The 17,276-nt window shown below is 71.1% G+C and carries 8 protein-coding genes; 1 reads left to right on the top strand and 7 read right to left on the bottom strand.

Features of this window, described 5'->3' with window-relative positions:
* Window positions 1-564 precede the first annotated feature (564 nt).
* From glgB to D9R02_RS08275, 3 genes are all read right to left on the bottom strand, one after another.
* On the bottom strand, window positions 565-4,896 hold the full coding sequence (gene glgB / locus D9R02_RS08285) for a 1,4-alpha-glucan branching protein GlgB (RefSeq protein WP_121566721.1): 4,332 nt from the start codon (window positions 4,894-4,896) through the stop codon (window positions 565-567).
* Window positions 4,897-4,958: 62 nt separating this feature from the next.
* A complete protein-coding gene (treS, locus tag D9R02_RS08280) occupies window positions 4,959-6,728 on the bottom strand; it encodes a maltose alpha-D-glucosyltransferase (protein WP_121566720.1) in 1,770 nt (589 codons plus the stop codon).
* 94 nt (window positions 6,729-6,822) lie between these two features.
* The gene (locus tag D9R02_RS08275) at window positions 6,823-9,006 is read right to left on the bottom strand and encodes an alpha-1,4-glucan--maltose-1-phosphate maltosyltransferase (RefSeq protein WP_121566719.1); all 2,184 of its coding nucleotides are present in this window, start codon (window positions 9,004-9,006) and stop codon (window positions 6,823-6,825) included.
* Window positions 9,007-9,206: 200 nt separating this feature from the next.
* Here D9R02_RS08275 and glgP point away from each other — a divergent pair, with 200 nt between their 5' ends.
* On the top strand, window positions 9,207-11,837 hold the full coding sequence (gene glgP / locus D9R02_RS08270; RefSeq protein WP_121566718.1) for an alpha-glucan family phosphorylase: 2,631 nt from the start codon (window positions 9,207-9,209) through the stop codon (window positions 11,835-11,837).
* An 85-nt stretch (window positions 11,838-11,922) separates the two neighbouring features.
* Here the strand turns inward: glgP and glgX are convergent, their stop codons facing one another.
* The 4 genes from glgX to ispF all read right to left on the bottom strand — a co-directional run bounded on the left by glgX (window position 11,923) and on the right by ispF (window position 17,197).
* Window positions 11,923-14,082 (bottom strand): glycogen debranching protein GlgX, encoded by a 2,160-nt coding sequence (gene glgX, locus D9R02_RS08265; protein WP_121566717.1) that lies wholly within the window; start codon window positions 14,080-14,082, stop codon window positions 11,923-11,925.
* On the bottom strand, window positions 14,069-15,037 hold the full coding sequence (gene rlmB / locus D9R02_RS08260; RefSeq protein ID WP_121566723.1) for a 23S rRNA (guanosine(2251)-2'-O)-methyltransferase RlmB: 969 nt from the start codon (window positions 15,035-15,037) through the stop codon (window positions 14,069-14,071). The genes glgX and rlmB overlap by 14 nt, the downstream gene beginning before the upstream one ends.
* A gap of 85 nt (window positions 15,038-15,122) precedes the next feature.
* The gene (gene cysS, locus D9R02_RS08255) at window positions 15,123-16,565 is read right to left on the bottom strand and encodes a cysteine--tRNA ligase (protein ID WP_121566716.1); all 1,443 of its coding nucleotides are present in this window, start codon (window positions 16,563-16,565) and stop codon (window positions 15,123-15,125) included.
* A 92-nt stretch (window positions 16,566-16,657) separates the two neighbouring features.
* The gene (gene ispF, locus D9R02_RS08250) at window positions 16,658-17,197 is read right to left on the bottom strand and encodes a 2-C-methyl-D-erythritol 2,4-cyclodiphosphate synthase (protein WP_121566722.1); all 540 of its coding nucleotides are present in this window, start codon (window positions 17,195-17,197) and stop codon (window positions 16,658-16,660) included.
* Window positions 17,198-17,276: the final 79 nt, after the last annotated feature.

Genomic DNA, 17,276 nt, shown 5'->3' with positions numbered 1-17,276 from the left:
AGCGTTCGTCCTGAGCCAGGATCAAACTCTCCGTCAAAAAATTCAACAGAAACCACCCACCACACACACGCGGTACGGTGGGATCCCAGCTGACACCCAACACCCCCAGGAAACGGGAAAACACCTGAAAAGATGCTGGGCCTCAACCAAAAATATAAAACTTCTGGTATCAACAAACTAGACACACTATTGAGTTGACAAACAACACACCACAACGCAGCTCCCCATCACGAGGACCACCACGGTCGGTTGCGATCTGCAAGGTTACCGTCCGGCGCCATCTGCCGCAACCCGAGGTGAACTATAGGTTGCCGTTCGATGTCGCCGTTGTCTCGGTGACTTGCGGGGATTTATCCTAGCACACGATTCGACCATGTCGAAGCGGACACTGCGGGAGATCCCTGATCCGTTGCCCCGTTCCGGCCCGCTGGGCCGTCGCCGCGGCAACTCGGAAGACATTACACGCGGCCCCGGGATACGACAAACCCGCGGTCGGCGTGGTGCCGTCCGCGGGTTCGTCGTCCTGTTGCCGCACAGGCCACAGCGACCTGCCGGGGTGTGAGGTCAGGGAGTGGTGTCCCCGTGCTCGGTGGTGCGGGTTCCGGCGGTGGCCGAGTTGCCGGCCGGCTTGAGGAACAGCACTGCGAGTGGCGGCACGGTCAGTTCTGCGGAGGCCGGCTTGTCGTTGTACGCCCCCTCGGTGGCGGTCACGCGTCCCAGGTTGCCGACGCCCGAACCACCGAACTGCTCGGCGTCCGTGTTGAGCACCTCTTCCCACTCGCCGGCCCAGGGCAGACCCAGCCGGAACCCCTCGTGCGTGTTGCCCGCGAAGTTGGCCACGCACACCAGGGGGTTGCCCTGGTCGTCCCACCTGGTGAAGGACAGCGTGTTGCGCTGCGCGTCGTTCGCGTCGATCCACTCGAAACCGGAGGGGTCGTTGTCCCGCGAGTAGAGCGCCGGGGTGCTCCGGTAGACCTCGTTCAGGGACTTGACCAGTTCCTGGACACCGTGGTGCGGCGGGGTCTCGGAGAGCCACCAGTCCAGACCGTGCTCCTGCGACCACTCCGACTCCTGGGCGTACTCCGTGCCCATGAAGATCAGCTGCTTGCCGGGGTGCGCCCACATGTATGCGAGGTACGCGCGCACGTTGGCCAGCTGCTGCCACCGGTCACCCGGCATCTTGCGGAGCAGGGAGCCCTTGCCGTACACGACCTCGTCGTGGGAGATCGGCAGGATGAAGTTCTCCGAGAACGCGTAGACCATGGAGAACGTGGCCTTGTTGTGGTGGTAGTGCCGGTTGATCGGGTCCTCGGCCATGTACTCGAGGCTGTCGTGCATCCAGCCCATGTTCCACTTGATGCCGAAGCCCAGCCCGCCCGCGCTCGTGGGCTTGGTGACGCCGGGGAAGGAGGTGGACTCCTCCGCGATCATCACGATGCCCGGGTTGCGCCGGTAGGCCGTGGCATTGGCCTCCTGCAGGAAGGCGATGGCCTCGAGGTTCTCCCGGCCGCCGTACTGGTTGGGTTCCCACTCGCCGTCGTTGCGGGAGTAGTCCAGGTACAGCATGGAGGCCACCGCGTCCACGCGGAGCCCGTCCACGTGGAACTCCTCGAGCCAGTAGTTGGCGTTGGCCACCAGGAAGTTGCGCACCTCACGCCGGCCGTAGTCGAAGATGAGCGTGCCCCAGTCCTTGTGCTCGCCGCGGCGGGGGTCCGGGTGCTCGTAGAGCGGCTGGCCGTCGAAGTTGGCCAGCGCCCACTCGTCCTTGGGGAAGTGCCCGGGCACCCAGTCCACGAGCACGCCGATCCCGGCCTGGTGCAGCTGGTCCACCAGGTAGCGGAACTCGTCCGGGGAGCCGAAGCGCGAGGACGGCGCGTAGTAGCCCGTCACCTGGTAGCCCCACGACCCGCCGAAGGGGTGCTCCGCGACGGGCATGAACTCCACGTGGGTGAACCCCTGCCACGTGAGGTACTCCACGAGCTCCCGGGCGAGGTCCACGTAGCCGAGACCCATCCGCCACGACCCGAGGTGCATCTCGTACACGCTCATGGGCGCGTTGTGCGGGTCGGTCGCCGCCCGCGCGGCCATCCACTCGGCATCGCGGAACTCGTAGTCGGACTCGAACACGCGGGACGCGGTGGACGGCGGGATCTCCGTGCCGAAGGCCATGGGGTCGGCCTTGTCCCGCCACGCCCCGTCCGCCCCCTGGATGCGGTACTTGTAGGTGTCCCCGGACTTCATGCCGGGCACGAACAGCTCCCAGACGCCGCTGGAGCCCAGCGAACGCATCGCGTGCTCGGAACCGTCCCAGCCGTTGAAGTCGCCGATCACGCGCACGGACTGGGCATTGGGAGCCCACACCGCGAAGCTCACGCCGGTGACGTCGCCCAGCGGCGAGGGGTACCGGCGCACGTGGGCGCCGAGCACCTCCCACAGGGTCTCGTGCCGTCCCTCCCCGATCAGGTGGAGGTCCAGCTCGCCCAGGGTGGGTGCAAAGCGGTAGGGGTCGTCGACGAGCTCGGGCTCCTTGCCCGCGTAGCTCACCTCGACCCGGTAGTCGGGGATGCGGCCCTTCTCGTGGGCGGGGACCACACCGGTGAAGATCCCGCCCCACTCGTGCTCCAGGGGGAAGATGCCGTCCGGCGTGCGCACCGCCACGGACGTGGCGAAGCGCCTCAGGGTGCGGATGGTCACCGAGCCGTCCGGGTTGGGGGGCGCTCCGAGCACCGAGTGCGGATCGTGGTGCCGCCCCTCGGCCACGGCCGCGAGGACCTCCTCGGTCACGGGCGCGGGTCCACCGGCCGCAGTGCCCGACGACGTCCGGCCGACCCGCGAAGCCGCACCGTTCCCACCGGTCTGCGCAGCCGCAGGAACCGCCCCGGCCCGTGCGTCGGCGGCATCGCCGGCCCCGGCCCCGGTTCCTGAGGACGTGCCGTCCCCGGCCGTGGTGTGCGCTGCGTTCCCGGCACCGGGAGTCGACGCCGCACCGTCACCGGTCCTCGCCGCGGCACCGCTGTCCGCCGCGTCGACCGAGGCCGTGCTCTCGCCGGCGGTTCCCGCTGCGGCAGCGGTGCCGGACACCGGACTCCCGTCGGCCACGGGCGTGGACTCCGCGCGCACGGCGCCGTCCGGACGCGCAGCCGGGCGGGCGGCGTCGGCGGCGTCCTGCGACACGGGCGCACGGTCGGAGGCGGCGTGGGGATCTGAGGGACGGGGGTGCTCGGTGGTCACGAAATCCTCGGTTCTGGACGGCGTTGATGGGCTCTCGTGGTTCTCACTGTTCACGGTACGGGAGCGGGCATGCTCAAGCGAACGAACCACGGCGTCCGCCGGCACCCGGACCCAGTCGGGCCGGTTGCGCTCCTCGTAGACGACCTCGTACAGGGCCTTGTCCAGCCACAGGGCGCGGAACAGGACACCGTCCGTGTCCACGGGGACTCCGCTGCGCGAGCTGTAGCCCTCCAGGAAGGCGTCGGACACCGCCCTGGTCCACTCACCCATGTCCCGGCCGTTCTCCCTGCCGGCCATGGCGCCCGCGTAGTCGAACGAGCGCAGCATGCCCACCACGTCCCGGAGGGCGACGTCCGGGCGGACCCGCTCCTTGATGGGGCGCAGCGGCTCACCCTCGAAGTCCAGGATGCGGAACCCCTGCGCGTCGCTGTGCAGCACCTGTCCCAGGTGGTAGTCGCCGTGGATCCGCTGCAGCGGGGGGATCTCGCGGATCTCCGCCAGCTCCTCCAGAACACGTTCCAGCTCGGGGCGCAGCTGCTCGAAGCGCTCCCCGCAGGACTCCCAGGCCCACCTCACGCGGCCGGTGAGGTCCTCCAGGAAGCGGCGCCGGGCGTCGTCGTCCGCCTCCGTGGGGTCGAAGGCCGCCAGCAGGTCCGCGTGGACGCGAGCGGTGGTGACCCCGAGGTCCCGGGCGAGCTCCGTGAAGTCGCGGCCCTCCGTGGCCGCGGCCACCGTCATCTCCCAGGCGTCGCGCGAACGGTCCAGGAACTGCGCGGCCACGGCCAGCTGCCCCGAGGTGGTCACGAGGCCCTGACGCCACTGGGCGTCGATCCACCCCGCCGTGGCGGGCACCGCAGAAGAACGGTGCGCCGTGAGCCTGACGCCCACCTCGACGTCCGGGTTGCGCCCCTCGCCCACCACGCGGAAGAACTTGACGATCACCGCGTCCTCCCGCAGCGCCGACTCGTCCTCCCCGCGGTCCGCGGGCCGCAGGATCACGGACGTGTTGGACTGCTCGGAGGTGATCACGTGGATCTGCTCCGCGCCGGCGATCCGGTAGTCGGTGTTCAGCGCGCCCGTGTGGCGACCGTGCAGGCCCATGCCGCGGCGCAGCACGCCGCCCTCCGTGAGCTGCGCGTCCATCATCCGCAGCACGCGGTCCATGAACACCGGATCCCCCACGGCGTCGTAGACGTGGACCGTGCTCCCGTCCGCCGGCCGCGCGGCGTCCCGGGTGGCCCCCGTCTGCTGCCCGGAGGGCGTGTCCCGGGCCTGCGAACGGCGCCGGTCCAGCAGCGCGCCCGCCTGGGACACGGCCCGGCGCAGGAACGACGACGCTCCGTCGGCGGCCGAGGCAGTCCCCTCCGGAACGGAACCGTCCCCGCCGGTCCGGTAGGAGCCGATCTCGAAGTCCGCGAGCTCCGGCACGGCCTCCTCCGAGAGGAGCACGGGGATGTTGAGCAGCTCGCTGCGCTCCCCCACCGTGACCTCCACCAGGAGCACGATGCGCTCGCGCCCCGGCTGGGACTCCCACCTGTCACCGGCGTCCACCCCGGCACGGCCCACCACGCTCAGCCGCAGCTGGTCCGGGGTGGCCGTGAACGGGAACCACCGCCGGCTCGGCAACCAGTCGCGCAACCTGTCGAGAACCTGCTGATCCGTCATGGGGATCCCCCGCTTTCGTCTGGAAGTCACTGTCGCGCTCGCGCGGGCGGACCCGCGCGGGCTCACTCGCCTCGCGCGGGCTTGATGATCGGCATGGCCACCGTCTCCGGGTGGTTGCCGTCCGTGCTCGGAGCCTGGCGCAGGCGCAGCCAGAAGAAGTCCTGCGAGCCCAGGGTCACGCGGTAGTCACCCGTGTCCGAGAACTCCCCGAACGGCTCGCCGCCGAACAGCTCACGCGTGCCCCGCCCCGCGTACTCCGGGAGGTGCACGGAGCAGCTCGCGGGCGTGTGCGCGAGGTTGAATACGCACAGCACGGTCTCCCCCACGCCGTCCTCGGCGTCCTCGGGCGCCAGCCGGCGCAGGAACGCCAGGACCGACTCGTGGTCCGTGTCCACGTTGACGTACTCTCCCATCCCGAACGCGGGGTGGGCCTTGCGCACCATGAGCATCTGGCGGATCCAGTGCAGCAGCGATGACGACGACGCCAGCTGGGTCTCCACGTTGGTCTGCGTGTAGTTGTAGACCAGCGACTGCACCACGGGCAGGTACAGCTTGCCCGGGTCCGCCGTGGAAAACCCGGCGTTGCGGTCCGGGGTCCACTGCATGGGGGTGCGGGAGGCGTCCCGGTCGTCCAGCCAGATGTTGTCGCCCATGCCGATCTCGTCCCCGTAGTACAGGAACGGGGAGCCCGGCAGGGAGAGCAGCAGGGCGTGGGCGAGCTCGAGCTCCGCGCGGGAGTTGTCGAGCAGCGGGGCCAGGCGGCGCCGGATGCCGATGTTCGCGCGCATCCGGGAGTCCGGGGCGTACCAGCCGAGCATGGCCTGGCGCTCCTCGCTGGTGACCATCTCCAGCGTGAGCTCGTCGTGGTTGCGCAGGAACGTGCCCCACTGCGTGCCGCGCGGGATCTGCGGGGTGTTCGCCATGGTGGAGACGATCGGCGCGGCCTTCTGGTCACGCAGCGAGTAGTAGATCCGCGGCATGATCGGGAAGTGGAAGCACATGTGGCACTCCGGGGACTCCTCCGTGCCGAAGTACTCCACGACCTCGTGGGGCATCTGGTTGGCCTCCGCGACGATCACGCGGCCCGGGTACTCCCGGTCCACCATCTCGCGCAGCTTGACCAGGAAGTCGTGGGTGCCCGGGAGGTTCTCGCAGTTGGTGCCCTCCTCCTCGATGAGGTACGGGATGGCGTCCGCCCGGAAGCCGTCGATGCCCATGTCCAGCCAGAACTTCACCACGTCGAACACGGCCTCGACGACCTTGGGGTTCTCGAAGTTCAGGTCCGGCTGGTGCGAGAAGAACCGGTGCCAGAAGAACTGCCGACGCACCGGGTCGAAGGTCCAGTTGGAGACCTCGGTGTCCACGAAGATGATGCGGGCGTCCTGGTACTTCTCGTCCGTGTCCGACCACACGTAGAAGTCCCCGTAAGGGCCCTCCGGGTCCTCGCGGGACGCCTGGAACCACGGGTGCTGGTCCGAGGTGTGGTTCAGGGGCAGGTCCGTGATGACCCGCAGCCCGCGGGCGTGGGCCTCCGCCACGAGCCGCTTGAAGTCGCTCACGGTGCCGAACTCGTCCAGGACCGAGTAGTAGTCCGAGATGTCGTAGCCGCCGTCGCGCAGCGGGGACTCGTAGAACGGCGGCAGCCACAGGCAGTCGATGCCCAGCCACTGCAGGTAGTCGAGCTTCTCGATCAGACCGGTGAAGTCCCCGGAGCCGTCGCCGTTCGCGTCCGAGAAGGCCCGCACGAGCACTTCGTAGAACACGGCCTTGCGGAACCAGTCGGGGTCGTGGGCGATCCCGGGAGCGTTGAGGTGGAAAGGAGTGGTGCTCATGGTCGGCGGGGCTGCCCTCTCGAGGAGACGTTGTGGCGTACGGCTGGTGCTCGGTGGCCGCCGCCGCGCGGGTGCGCACGGCGGCGGCGCGGACTCACTTCACGTCGCGGCGGATGCTCAGGACGTGCACGGGCTCCACGTACGGGTCCAGCCGCACGTAGTTGTGGGTGCCCCACTTCCAGCTGGAACCCGTGATGAGGTCGTCCACCCAGAAGGAGCCGTCCTCGTTGAAGTCCTGGTCCCGCAGGTCCAGGGCGTCCAGGTCCAGCCACACGGTGGCCTCGCGCGTGGCGTGGGGATCGGTGTTGACCACCACGACCACGGTGTCCTTGACCTGCGCACCGTCCCGGTCCACGGTCTTGGTCTTGCTGAACGCCACGATGGCGTCGTCCGAGGCGCTCTGCAGCGTGAGGTTCTGCAGGTCTCCCAGCGCCGGGTGGTCCCGGCGGATCTGGTTCAGCCGCGTGAGGTACGGGGCGAGGGACTCGCCGCGCTGCACCGCGCCGTCGAAGTCGCGGGGGCGCAGCTGGAACTTCTCGTTGTCGATGTACTCCTCCGCGCCGGGGCGGGCCACGTGCTCGAACAGCTCGTACCCCGCGTACACGCCCCACAGCGGGGACGCGGTGGCCGCGAGCGCCGCGCGCACCTTGAACGCGGCGGGGCCGCCGAACTGCAGGTACTCCGTGAGGATGTCCGGGGTGTTGACGAAGAAGTTGGGGCGGTAGAAACCGGAGGTCTCGTGGGAGACCTCCTGGAGGTACTCCTCGATCTCCTCCTTGGTGTTGCGCCACGTGAAGTAGGAGTAGGACTGCTGGAAACCGGCCTTGGCCAGCCCCTGCATCATGGCCGGTCGTGTGAACGCCTCCGCCAGGAACACCGTGTCCGGGTGCTCCTCGCGGACTCGGGCGATCAGCCACTCCCAGAACCACAGGGGCTTGGTGTGGGGGTTGTCCACGCGGAAGATGTCCACGCCGTGGGAGATCCACAGCTCCACGACGCGCAGCACCTCGGCGGCGAGCCCCTGGGGATCGTTGTCGAAGTTCAGGGGGTAGATGTCCTGGTACTTCTTGGGCGGGTTCTCGGCGTAGGCGATGCTGCCGTCCGCGCGGGTGGTGAACCACTGCGGGTGCTCGGTGACCCACGGGTGGTCCGGGGAGGCCTGCAGTGCGAGGTCCAGGGCCACCTCGAGGCCCAGCTCGTGGGCGTGGGCCACGAACGCGTCGAAGTCCTCGAACGTGCCGAGGTCCGGGTGGATGGCGTCGTGCCCACCCTCCGGGCCGCCGATCGCCCACGGGGAACCGGGATCCTGCTCGCCGGCGGTGAGGGTGTTGTTCGGGCCCTTGCGGTGGTTGCGTCCGATCGGGTGGATCGGGGGCAGGTACGCCACGTCGAAGCCCATGCGCGCGGCGCGGTCCAGGGCCGCCGTGGCCGTGCGGAACGTGCCGGAGCTCCAGGTGCCGGTCTCGGGGTCGAAGGTGGCCCCCTCGGAACGGGGGAAGAACTCGTACCAGGAGCCGCGCCCGGCCGCCTCGCGCTCCACCTCGATCGGGTAGTGCTCGGAGCTGCTCAGCAGGTCGCGGAGGGGGCGCTCGGCCACGTGGTCCCGGATCGTGTCGGACGTGGCGATCTGCCAGCGCTCCTCGACGCTGAGTGAGGTGTCCAGCACGGCCTCGGCGGCCTCCTCGAACGCACGGACCTCGTCCTGGCCGCGGTCGGACTCCTTGGACGCGGCGTCGAACAGCAGCGAGGCCTCCTGGAACATGAGCTCCACGTCCTGCCCCACCCCGAGCTTGATCTCTGCGGCGTGGTGCCACGTGTCGTAGAGGTCGGACCAGCCCTCCACGGCGAAGCTCCAGCGGCCCTCGTACTCGGGCCGCAGCCACGCCTGGTAGCGGTCCGTGCCGGTCTCCACGAGCGTCATGGTCCGGCGCTGCGCCTCACGCCCCTGCGGGTCGTAGAGGACGGCGGTCACGCCCAGGGAGTCGTGCCCCTCGCGGAACGCCGTGGCCATCACCCGGATGTCCTCCCCGGGGATCGCGGTCGCGGGGAAGCGCCCGCCCTCGACCACGGGGCTGACGTCGGAGACGGGGATCCGGCCGTAGACGAGGTCCTCGGACGGGAAGTCCGCGCCGTCCTCCTCGACATCGGCCGCGACGGCCGCGGCGGAGGGTTCGTGCGCCTCCGGCTCGGCGGACGGAGCGGGACCGGCGCGGTGGACGGAGGGAGCGACGTCGGGAACACCGGAGGCGGGGACGGGCGGCGTCAGGCGCGATCCCACATCAGGAAGCGCACCCCCCGCGCGGGCGTCCGGCGTGGTCTCGGGAAACGGGTGGCGGCCTGAGGGCTGGTTCTGCTGCGACACGTGGCCCACGTTACCGACTATCGCCGGGATTCTTAAGGCTGCGAAGCATCACGACGGCGCGGCGACGTCCGGTGACACCCGTGCGGCAGCGGGCCACAGCCGATAAGCTCGCAAGGGTGAAGGCCATCCGAAGGTTCACCGTCCGCACCGTCCTCCCCGAGTCCATCGCCCCGCTGGGGCGCCTGGCCAGGAACCTCCGCTGGTCCTGGCACAAACCCACCGAAGACCTCTTCGCCGAGCTCAGTCCCCACGCGTGGGAGACCGTGCACGGGGACCCCGTCAAGCTCCTGGGGTCCCTGACCCGCGAGGAGATCCAGCAGATCTCGCAGGACCCCGATCTCGTGGCGCGCATCCGGGCTCTCGACGCCGACCTGGAGACCTATCTGAGCGAGCCGCACTGGTACCAGCGCACCCAGGGCGACGACGCACCCGCGGCGATCGCGTACTTCTCCGCCGAGTACGGCATCACCTCCGCTCTCCCGCAGTACTCGGGAGGGCTGGGCATCCTGGCCGGCGACCACCTCAAGACCGCCTCCGACATGGGGATACCCGTGGTCGGGGTGGGGCTGCTCTACCAGGCGGGCTACTTCAAGCAGTCCCTGTCCCGCGACGGCTGGCAGGAGGAGACCTATCCCGTCCTGGACCCCGACGAGCTCCCCCTGTCCCTGCTGCGCGAGGCCGACGGCTCACCCGCGCGCGTGACGCTTCCCCTGCCCGACGGGCGCTCGCTGTCCGCACAGATCTGGCGCGCGGACGTGGGCAGGGTCCCCCTGCTCCTGCTCGACTCGAACATCCCCGACAACGACGACGCCGCCCGCAACGTCACCGACCGGCTGTACGGCGGCGGCAGCGACCACCGCCTGCAGCAGGAGCTGCTGCTGGGCATGGGTGGGGTGCGCGCGCTGCGTCTGCACAGCCGCCTGACCGGAGCACCCGCGCCCGAGGTGTACCACTGCAACGAGGGCCACGCCGGCTTCCTGGGCATCGAGCGGGTCCAGGAGCTCATGAACCCCGGCGCCGGAGCCGCACCCATGACGTGGGACGAGGCCCTCGCCCAGGTGCGCGCGAGCACCGTGTTCACGACCCACACCCCGGTGCCCGCGGGCATCGACCGCTTCGAGCGCGCCCAGGTGGAGCACTTCTTCGCCGCGGGCCTGGCTCCGGACGTCCCCGTGGACCACGTGCTGGACCTCGGCGCGGAGACCTACCCCGGCGGTGACCCGGGCAAGTTCAACATGGCCGTCATGGGCCTGCGCCTCGCCCAGCGCGCCAACGGTGTGGCCAAGCTGCACGGCGCGGTGTCCCGGTCCATGTTCCAGGGACTGTGGCAGGGCTTCGACGCCGACGAGGTGCCGATCTCCTCCGTGACCAACGGGGTGCACGTGCCCTCGTGGATCGACCCCGAGGTGGCGGCGCTGACCCTCGAGCCCGGGGAGAACGACCAGGATCCCGCGGCCCGCTGGCGGAAGATCTACGACGTCCCCGACACCGAGCTGTGGGCCGCCCGCCGCGTGCTGCGCGAGCGCCTCGTGCAAGACGTCCGCGAGCGGCTCCGCGCGTCCTGGAAGAAGCGCGGTGCCACGGACGCCGAGCTGGGCTGGACGGAGAGCGTGCTGGACCCGGACGTGCTCACCATCGGCTTCGCCCGCCGGGTCCCCACGTACAAGCGGCTCACGCTCATGCTGCGGGACCCCGAACGGCTCAAGCGCATCCTGCTGGACCCCCAGCGCCCGGTGCAGCTGGTGGTGGCCGGCAAGTCCCACCCCGCGGACGAGATGGGCAAGCGGATGATCCAGGACCTCGTGCGCTTCACGGACGATCCCGAGGTGCGCCACCGGATCGTCTTCCTGCCCAACTACGACATCGCCATGGCCCGGGTGCTCTTCCCGGGGTGCGACGTGTGGCTCAACAACCCGCTGCGCCCCCTCGAGGCGTGCGGCACGTCCGGCATGAAGGCCGCGATCAACGGCGGGCTGAACCTCTCCGTGCTGGACGGCTGGTGGGACGAGATGTACGACGGCCAGAACGGCTGGGCGATCCCCACCGCGGACGGCAAGGCCAGCACGGACGAGCGCGACGACGTGGAGGCCGCGGCCCTCTACGAGCTGATCGAGAGCCACGTGGCGCCGCGCTTCTACGGCGAGACGTCCGGGACCGCGACCGCCACGCCGGAGGCCGACACCGCGCAGAGCCCCTCCGCCGCCGTCCCGCACCAGTGGCTCGCCATGGTGCGGCACACGCTGGCGACCCTCGGTCCTCGGGTGTCCTCCCGACGCATGCTCACCGACTACGTGGAGCAGCTCTACGTCCCGGCCAGCGTGTCCGGGCGCCGGGCGGCCGCGGACGACGGCGCCGCCGCACGCGCCACGGCCCACTGGATCGAACGGGTGCGGGAGGCGTGGCCCCGGGTCCGCGTGGAGCACGTGGACGCGCAGGGTGTGCACCAGGAGCCGCAGATCGGGGACGAACTGGGCATCAGCGCGTACGTGGACCTCGGCCCTCTGTCCCCCGAGGACGTCACCGTCCAGGTGGGCTACGGCCGGGTGAGCGAGTCCGACCACCTGCACGAGCGCTCCTACGCCGTGCTGGCCCCGGTCAAGGACCTCGGGGCGGGCCGCGTGCAGTTCAGCGGCCCGATCACGATCGACCGCTCCGGGCCGTTCGGCTACACGGTGCGGGTGCTGCCCCGGCACGACGAGCTGGCCGATCCGGCCGAGCTGGCGCTCGTGAGCAACGCCGCGGACTGAGCTCCCGCAGCACGCAGAACGCCCCCTGCCGCACCGGAGCACCGGTTGGGCGGGAGGGGGCGTTCTCGCACGTGCACCCGCCGCGTCAGGTGACGGCGAACATGGCGACGCTCTGCGCGGGCACCTCCACCGTGTCCCCGGTGTGCCAGCGGTTGCCCGTGAGCTCGTCCAGCTGGGGGTCCGTGGCGAGCACGAGACGGAAGGTGGCCTCCCGCGGCGGCAGCGCGGCGGCGTCGTCGTGGTGCGGGGACTCGAGCAGGGGCAGCACGGCGTTCACCGGTGCCTGCGTGCCGTTGAGCACGAAGAGCCCCGCGAGGTCTCCCCCGCGCGCGGCGATGACCACCTGCAGCGCCCGCTCCCCGTCGGTCTGCCACCGCTCCGCCGTCATGTGCTCCCCGGTGCTCGCGTACCAGAGCAGCACCACGTCCTCGGGACGCGTGGGGAACTGCCGGGGCTGACCCGCGAGGAACGCACGCCGGGCGCGGATCAGCCGCTGGGTGGTGCGGAACATCGAGCGCGCCAGGGGTGTGGGGCGCCAGTCCACCCAGGAGAGCCTGTTGTCCTGGCAGTACGCGTTGTTGTTGCCGTCCTGGGTGCGCAGGAACTCGTCGCCCGCGGTGATCATGGGTATCCCCTGGGAGAAGAGCAGGGTGGCCATCATGTTCCGCGCCGTGGCGGCCCGGGCGGCGCGGACCCGGACGTCCGGGGCGAACCCCTCGTGGTCGTGGTTCCACGAGTGGTTGTCGTTGGTGCCGTCCGCGTTGTTCTCGAGGTTGGCCTCGTTGTGCTTGGCGTCGTACGCCGTGAGGTCGTAGAGCGTGAACCCGTCGTGGGCCGTGACGAAGTTGACGGACGCCAGGGTGCTGCGCCCGTGCGGGGCGAACAGCTCCGCGGAACCGGACATCGCCCCAGCGAGGCGGGCCGCCGTGCCCCCTCCTCCGCCGCGGCGCATGGTGCGCTGGCCAGCGAGCCAGAAGTCCCGCACGGTGTCCCGGTAGTGGTCGTTCCAGTCCGCCCACCCCACCGGGAAGCGCCCCGTCTGCCAGCCGCCGGCGCCCACGTCCCACGGCTCGGAGATCATCCGCACGCCCTGCAGCACGGGGTCCGCGGCCACCGCCACGAAGAACGGGTGGCTGCGCGTGAAGTGGTGGTGCTCGTCCCGTCCGAGCTCGGGCGCCAGGTCGAAGCGGAAGCCGTCCACGTGGCACTCGGTGACCCAGTAGCGCAGGGAGTCCAGCGCCATGCGCACCACCTGCGGGTTGGAGAAGTCCATGGAGTTGCCGCAGCCCGTGACGTCCACGGACGCGCCGTGCTGGTCGTGCCGGTAGTACGCGCGGTCCCCCAGCCCCCGCCAGCAGTAGGCCCGCTGGTCCGGGCCGCCCTCGGCGGTGTGGTTGTAGACCACGTCCAGGAACACCTGCAGCCCGGCCCCGTGCAGTGCGTCCACCGCGGCTTTGAACTCGTCGAGCACCGCCGTGGGCCCGGCGGCCTGCGCGGCCGCCGTGGCGTAGCCGGCGTGCGGGGCGAAGAAGCTCAGGGTGTTGTATCCCCAGTAGTTGGTGAGCCCGTTCGCGGTGAGGTGCTGCTCGTCCAGGTGCGCGTGCACGGGGAGGAGCTCCACGGCGGTGATTCCCAGGCCGCGCAGGTGCTCCAGCACCACGGGGTGCGCGAGACCCGCGTAGGTTCCCCGGAGGTCGTGCGGGATCTCGGGGTGGAGCATGGTGAGGCCCTTGACGTGCGCCTCGTAGACCACGGTGTCCCGCCACGGTGGGGTGGGTCGGGACTCGTCCTGCCACGTGTGGTTCTGGGCGGTCACCACGGACACGTACATGCCGCCGTACGCGTCCGGGCCGGGGTTGACGACGCCGCTGGGTGGAGCCACGCGCTCGAGTCCCCGCCCGTAGGGGTCCAGCAGCACGGGTTCCACGGCAGGGTCCGGCGCGGGGGTCCCTGCCGGCGCCGCTGCGACGAACCCGTAGCGGGTGCCCTCGGGCATGGCGGGACACACGTCCCGGGCGATCTCCTCGGGCGTCATCTCCTGAGCGGGGACGTTGCGCGGCCGGGGCACAGTGGCGTAGTGGGTGCCGTGGTTCTCGCCCTCCAGCCGCAGCCGCTGCCAGGTCTCCCCCGGGCGTTGGAACACGAGGTCCACCGCGTCCAGTCCGGGCGCGTGGACGGCCACGTTGGCCGTGCCGTCCCCGGACCGCGAGGGGTGGACCCCCAGCGGGTGGCTACGCGCCTGCACGCCGGCGCGCGATCTCGTACAGCGTGATCCCCACGGCCATGGAGGCGTTGAGCGACTCCATGGCGGACTCGATGGGGATGGACACGATCGCGTCGCAGTGCTCGGTCACCAGGCGGGAGAGCCCCTTGCCCTCCGAGCCCACGACCACCACGAGAGGCTCGGTGGCCAGCTCGAGCTGCGGCAGGGACATGTCCCCGCCGCCGTCCAGGCCCACCACGAAGTATCCCTGCTTCTTGCAGTTCTCCAGGGTCCGCGTGAGGTTGGTGGCCTTGGCCACGGGCACGCGCGCGGCGGCACCCGAGCTGGTCTTCCACGCGGTGGCGGTGACCCCGGCGGAGCGGCGCTCGGGCAGGATCACACCGTCCCCGGCGAACGCGGAGACGCTGCGGATGATTGCGCCCAGGTTGCGGGGGTCGGTGATGCCGTCCGCCGCGACCAGCAGGGGCGGGGGCCCCTGGTCCGCGCCCCGCATGAGGGAGGCCGCGAGCTCGTCCGCGTCCTGGTACTCGTACGGCGGCACCTGCAGCACCACGCCCTGGTGGATGGCGTCCGCCGAGAGCCGGTCCAGCTCCCCGCGGGAGGCCTCCAGGGTGGGCACCTGGCGCTCGGCGCACAGCTGCAGGATGTCCTTGACGCGGTCGTCCACCTCGATCTTGGACGCGATGAACAGCGTCTTGGCGGGGACACCCCCGCGCAGCGCCTCGAGCACCGAGTTGCGGCCCGTGACGAGGTCCTCCTTGATGGGACCCGTGCCCGAGCGCTGCGGACGGCGCGGCTGGTTCTGCTGCTTGCGGGCCGCGGCCTGCTTGGCCTTGTAGGCCTTGTGGTAGACCCGGTCCTCCGCCTTGGGCGTGGGCCCACGGCCCTCGAGGCCCTTGCGGCGCTGCCCGCCGCTTCCCACGACCGGGCCCTTCTTCTTCTTGCGGACTGCTCCGGGGCGGCTGTTCTGGGCCATGGTCTTCACTTCCGTGTCTGTCACGGGTCACGGCCAGAGGGCCGCCCCGGGGTGGTCGGCGATCTGGGTCCAGTTTAGGTCAGCGTCAGGATTCCACGGACCACGCGGACCCCTGGGCACCGTCCTTGACGACGACGCCCGCGGCCGCCAGCTGGTCCCGGATGGTGTCCGCGAGGGCCCAGTCCCGGGCTTCGCGTGCCGCGGCCCGGCGCGCCAGCAGGTCCTGCACGAGGGCGTCCAGCGCACGGTGCTCCGCGCCGCTCGCGTCCCCGGCGGCGTCGAGCGCCATGAGCGGCAGCAGCCCGAGGACGTCCGACATCCCGGCGACCGCCGCGACGAGCGGCTGCGCCGCGCGGTGCTCTCCCGCGGCGAGTGCCGAGTTGGCCGCGCGCACCGTCTCGTGCAGCACGGCGAGCGCGCGCGGGACGTTGAGGTCGTCGTCCATCACGGCCACGAACTCCTCGGGCACGTCCTGCGCGTCCCAGTCCAGGCCGAGCCCTGCGGCGCGGGCCGAGCGCAGCACGGACTCCACGCGCTCCACCGCGGCGGTGGCCTCCTGCAGTGAGGTGGGCCGGTAGTCCAGCACGGAGCGGTAGTGGGCCTGGCCCAGGTAGTAGCGCACCGCGAGCGGACGCGCCTCGCGCAGCATGTCCTGCGGGGAGACCGTGTTGCCGATCGACTTGGACATCTTCTCGCCCTGGTACGTGACCAGGCCGTTGTGCAGCCAGAAGTTGGCGAACTCCCGGCCGGCGGCCGCGGACTGGGCGAGCTCGTTCTCATGGTGCGGGAAGCGCAGGTCCAGCCCGCCGCCGTGGATGTCGAAGTGGGCACCGAGGTACTTGTCTGCCATCGCGGAGCACTCCAGGTGCCAGCCCGGGCGGCCGCGGCCCCACGGGGAGTCCCAGGAGGCCGTGAGCGGCTCACCCTCCTTGTGGCCCTTCCACAGGGCGAAGTCCCGGGGATCCCGCTTGCCGCGGGGATCGGCGTCCGGGGCGTCCTGCATGTCCTCGACCCGCTGCCGGGTCAGCTCCCCGTAGCGCGGCCACGAGCGGACGTCGAAGTACACGTCCCCGGAGCCGTCCGTGGCCGGGTAGGCGTGCCCGGCGTCGATCAGCTCCTGGATCAGGGCGTGCATCTCGGGCACGTGGCCCGTGGCACGCGGCTCGTACGTGGGGCGGTCGATGCCCAGGGCCGCGTACGCCTGCCCGAACACACCCTCGAAGCGGTAGGCCAGCGCCCACCACGGCTCCCGCGCGTGCTCGCCGCGGTAGTCCTGCTCGTAGGACGCGCGGGAGTTCACCAGGATCTTGTCGTCGATGTCCGTGACGTTGCGGACCGTGGTGACCTCCAGGCCGCGGAAGCGCAGCCAGCGCGCGAGCACGTCGAACACCAGGGCGGAGCGCACGTGGCCGATGTGCGGCGCCCCCTGCACCGTGGCCCCGCAGTAGTACAGGCGGGCCTCCCCGGGGTGCACGGGGGCGAAGTCCTTGATGGTCGCGGACGCGGTGTCGTAGAAGCGCAGAGTCACCGGACCAGTCTAGCGGGGCACCCAACGCGCACGACGGCGCCCGGGCGACTCCCGGCGGCCGTCACCACCACTCGGACTGCGGCGCCCGGGGCTCAGGAGGTGCGCACCACCAGGGCCGTGGCGATCGCGGCGATGCCCTCCCCGCGGCCGGTGAGCCCGAGGGCGTCCGTGGTGGTGGCGCTCAGGTGCACGGGTGCTCCCGCGGCCTCGGACAGCACCCCGGCCGCCTCCTCGCGGCGGGGTGAGAATTTGGGGCGGTTGCCCACCAGCTGCACCGAGATGTTGCCCACCGTGAACCCGGCGGCCCCCACGATCCGCACGGCCTCCGCGAGGATCCGGCAGCCGGAGGCCCCGGCGAACTCCGGGCGGTCCGTGCCGAAGTGCGCCCCGAGATCGCCCACCCCCGCGGCCGAGAACACGGCGTCCGCGGCGGCGTGGGCCACCACGTCCCCGTCCGAGTGCCCGCTCAGTCCACGCTCGCCCGGCCAGTGCAGACCCCCGATCCACAGCGGGGTGCCCTCCGGCCCGAACGCGTGCACGTCCACGCCCACCCCCACGAGGGGCAGCGGGTACGGGAGGCCGGCACGGGGCGGGGACGCGGCGGCCGTGGGGCGAGCGGGTTCGTCAGACATGCCCCCATTGTCGCGGATGAGGCGGGAGGGCGCGGAGTCAGGGGACATTACGTCTCGGCCGCCAGTGCCGCCGCCGGCG

It is taken from the genome of Kocuria rhizophila (assembly GCF_003667225.1).
Classification (GTDB): domain Bacteria; phylum Actinomycetota; class Actinomycetes; order Actinomycetales; family Micrococcaceae; genus Kocuria; species Kocuria rhizophila.
This window is presented reverse-complemented; position numbering and strand designations above follow the sequence as displayed.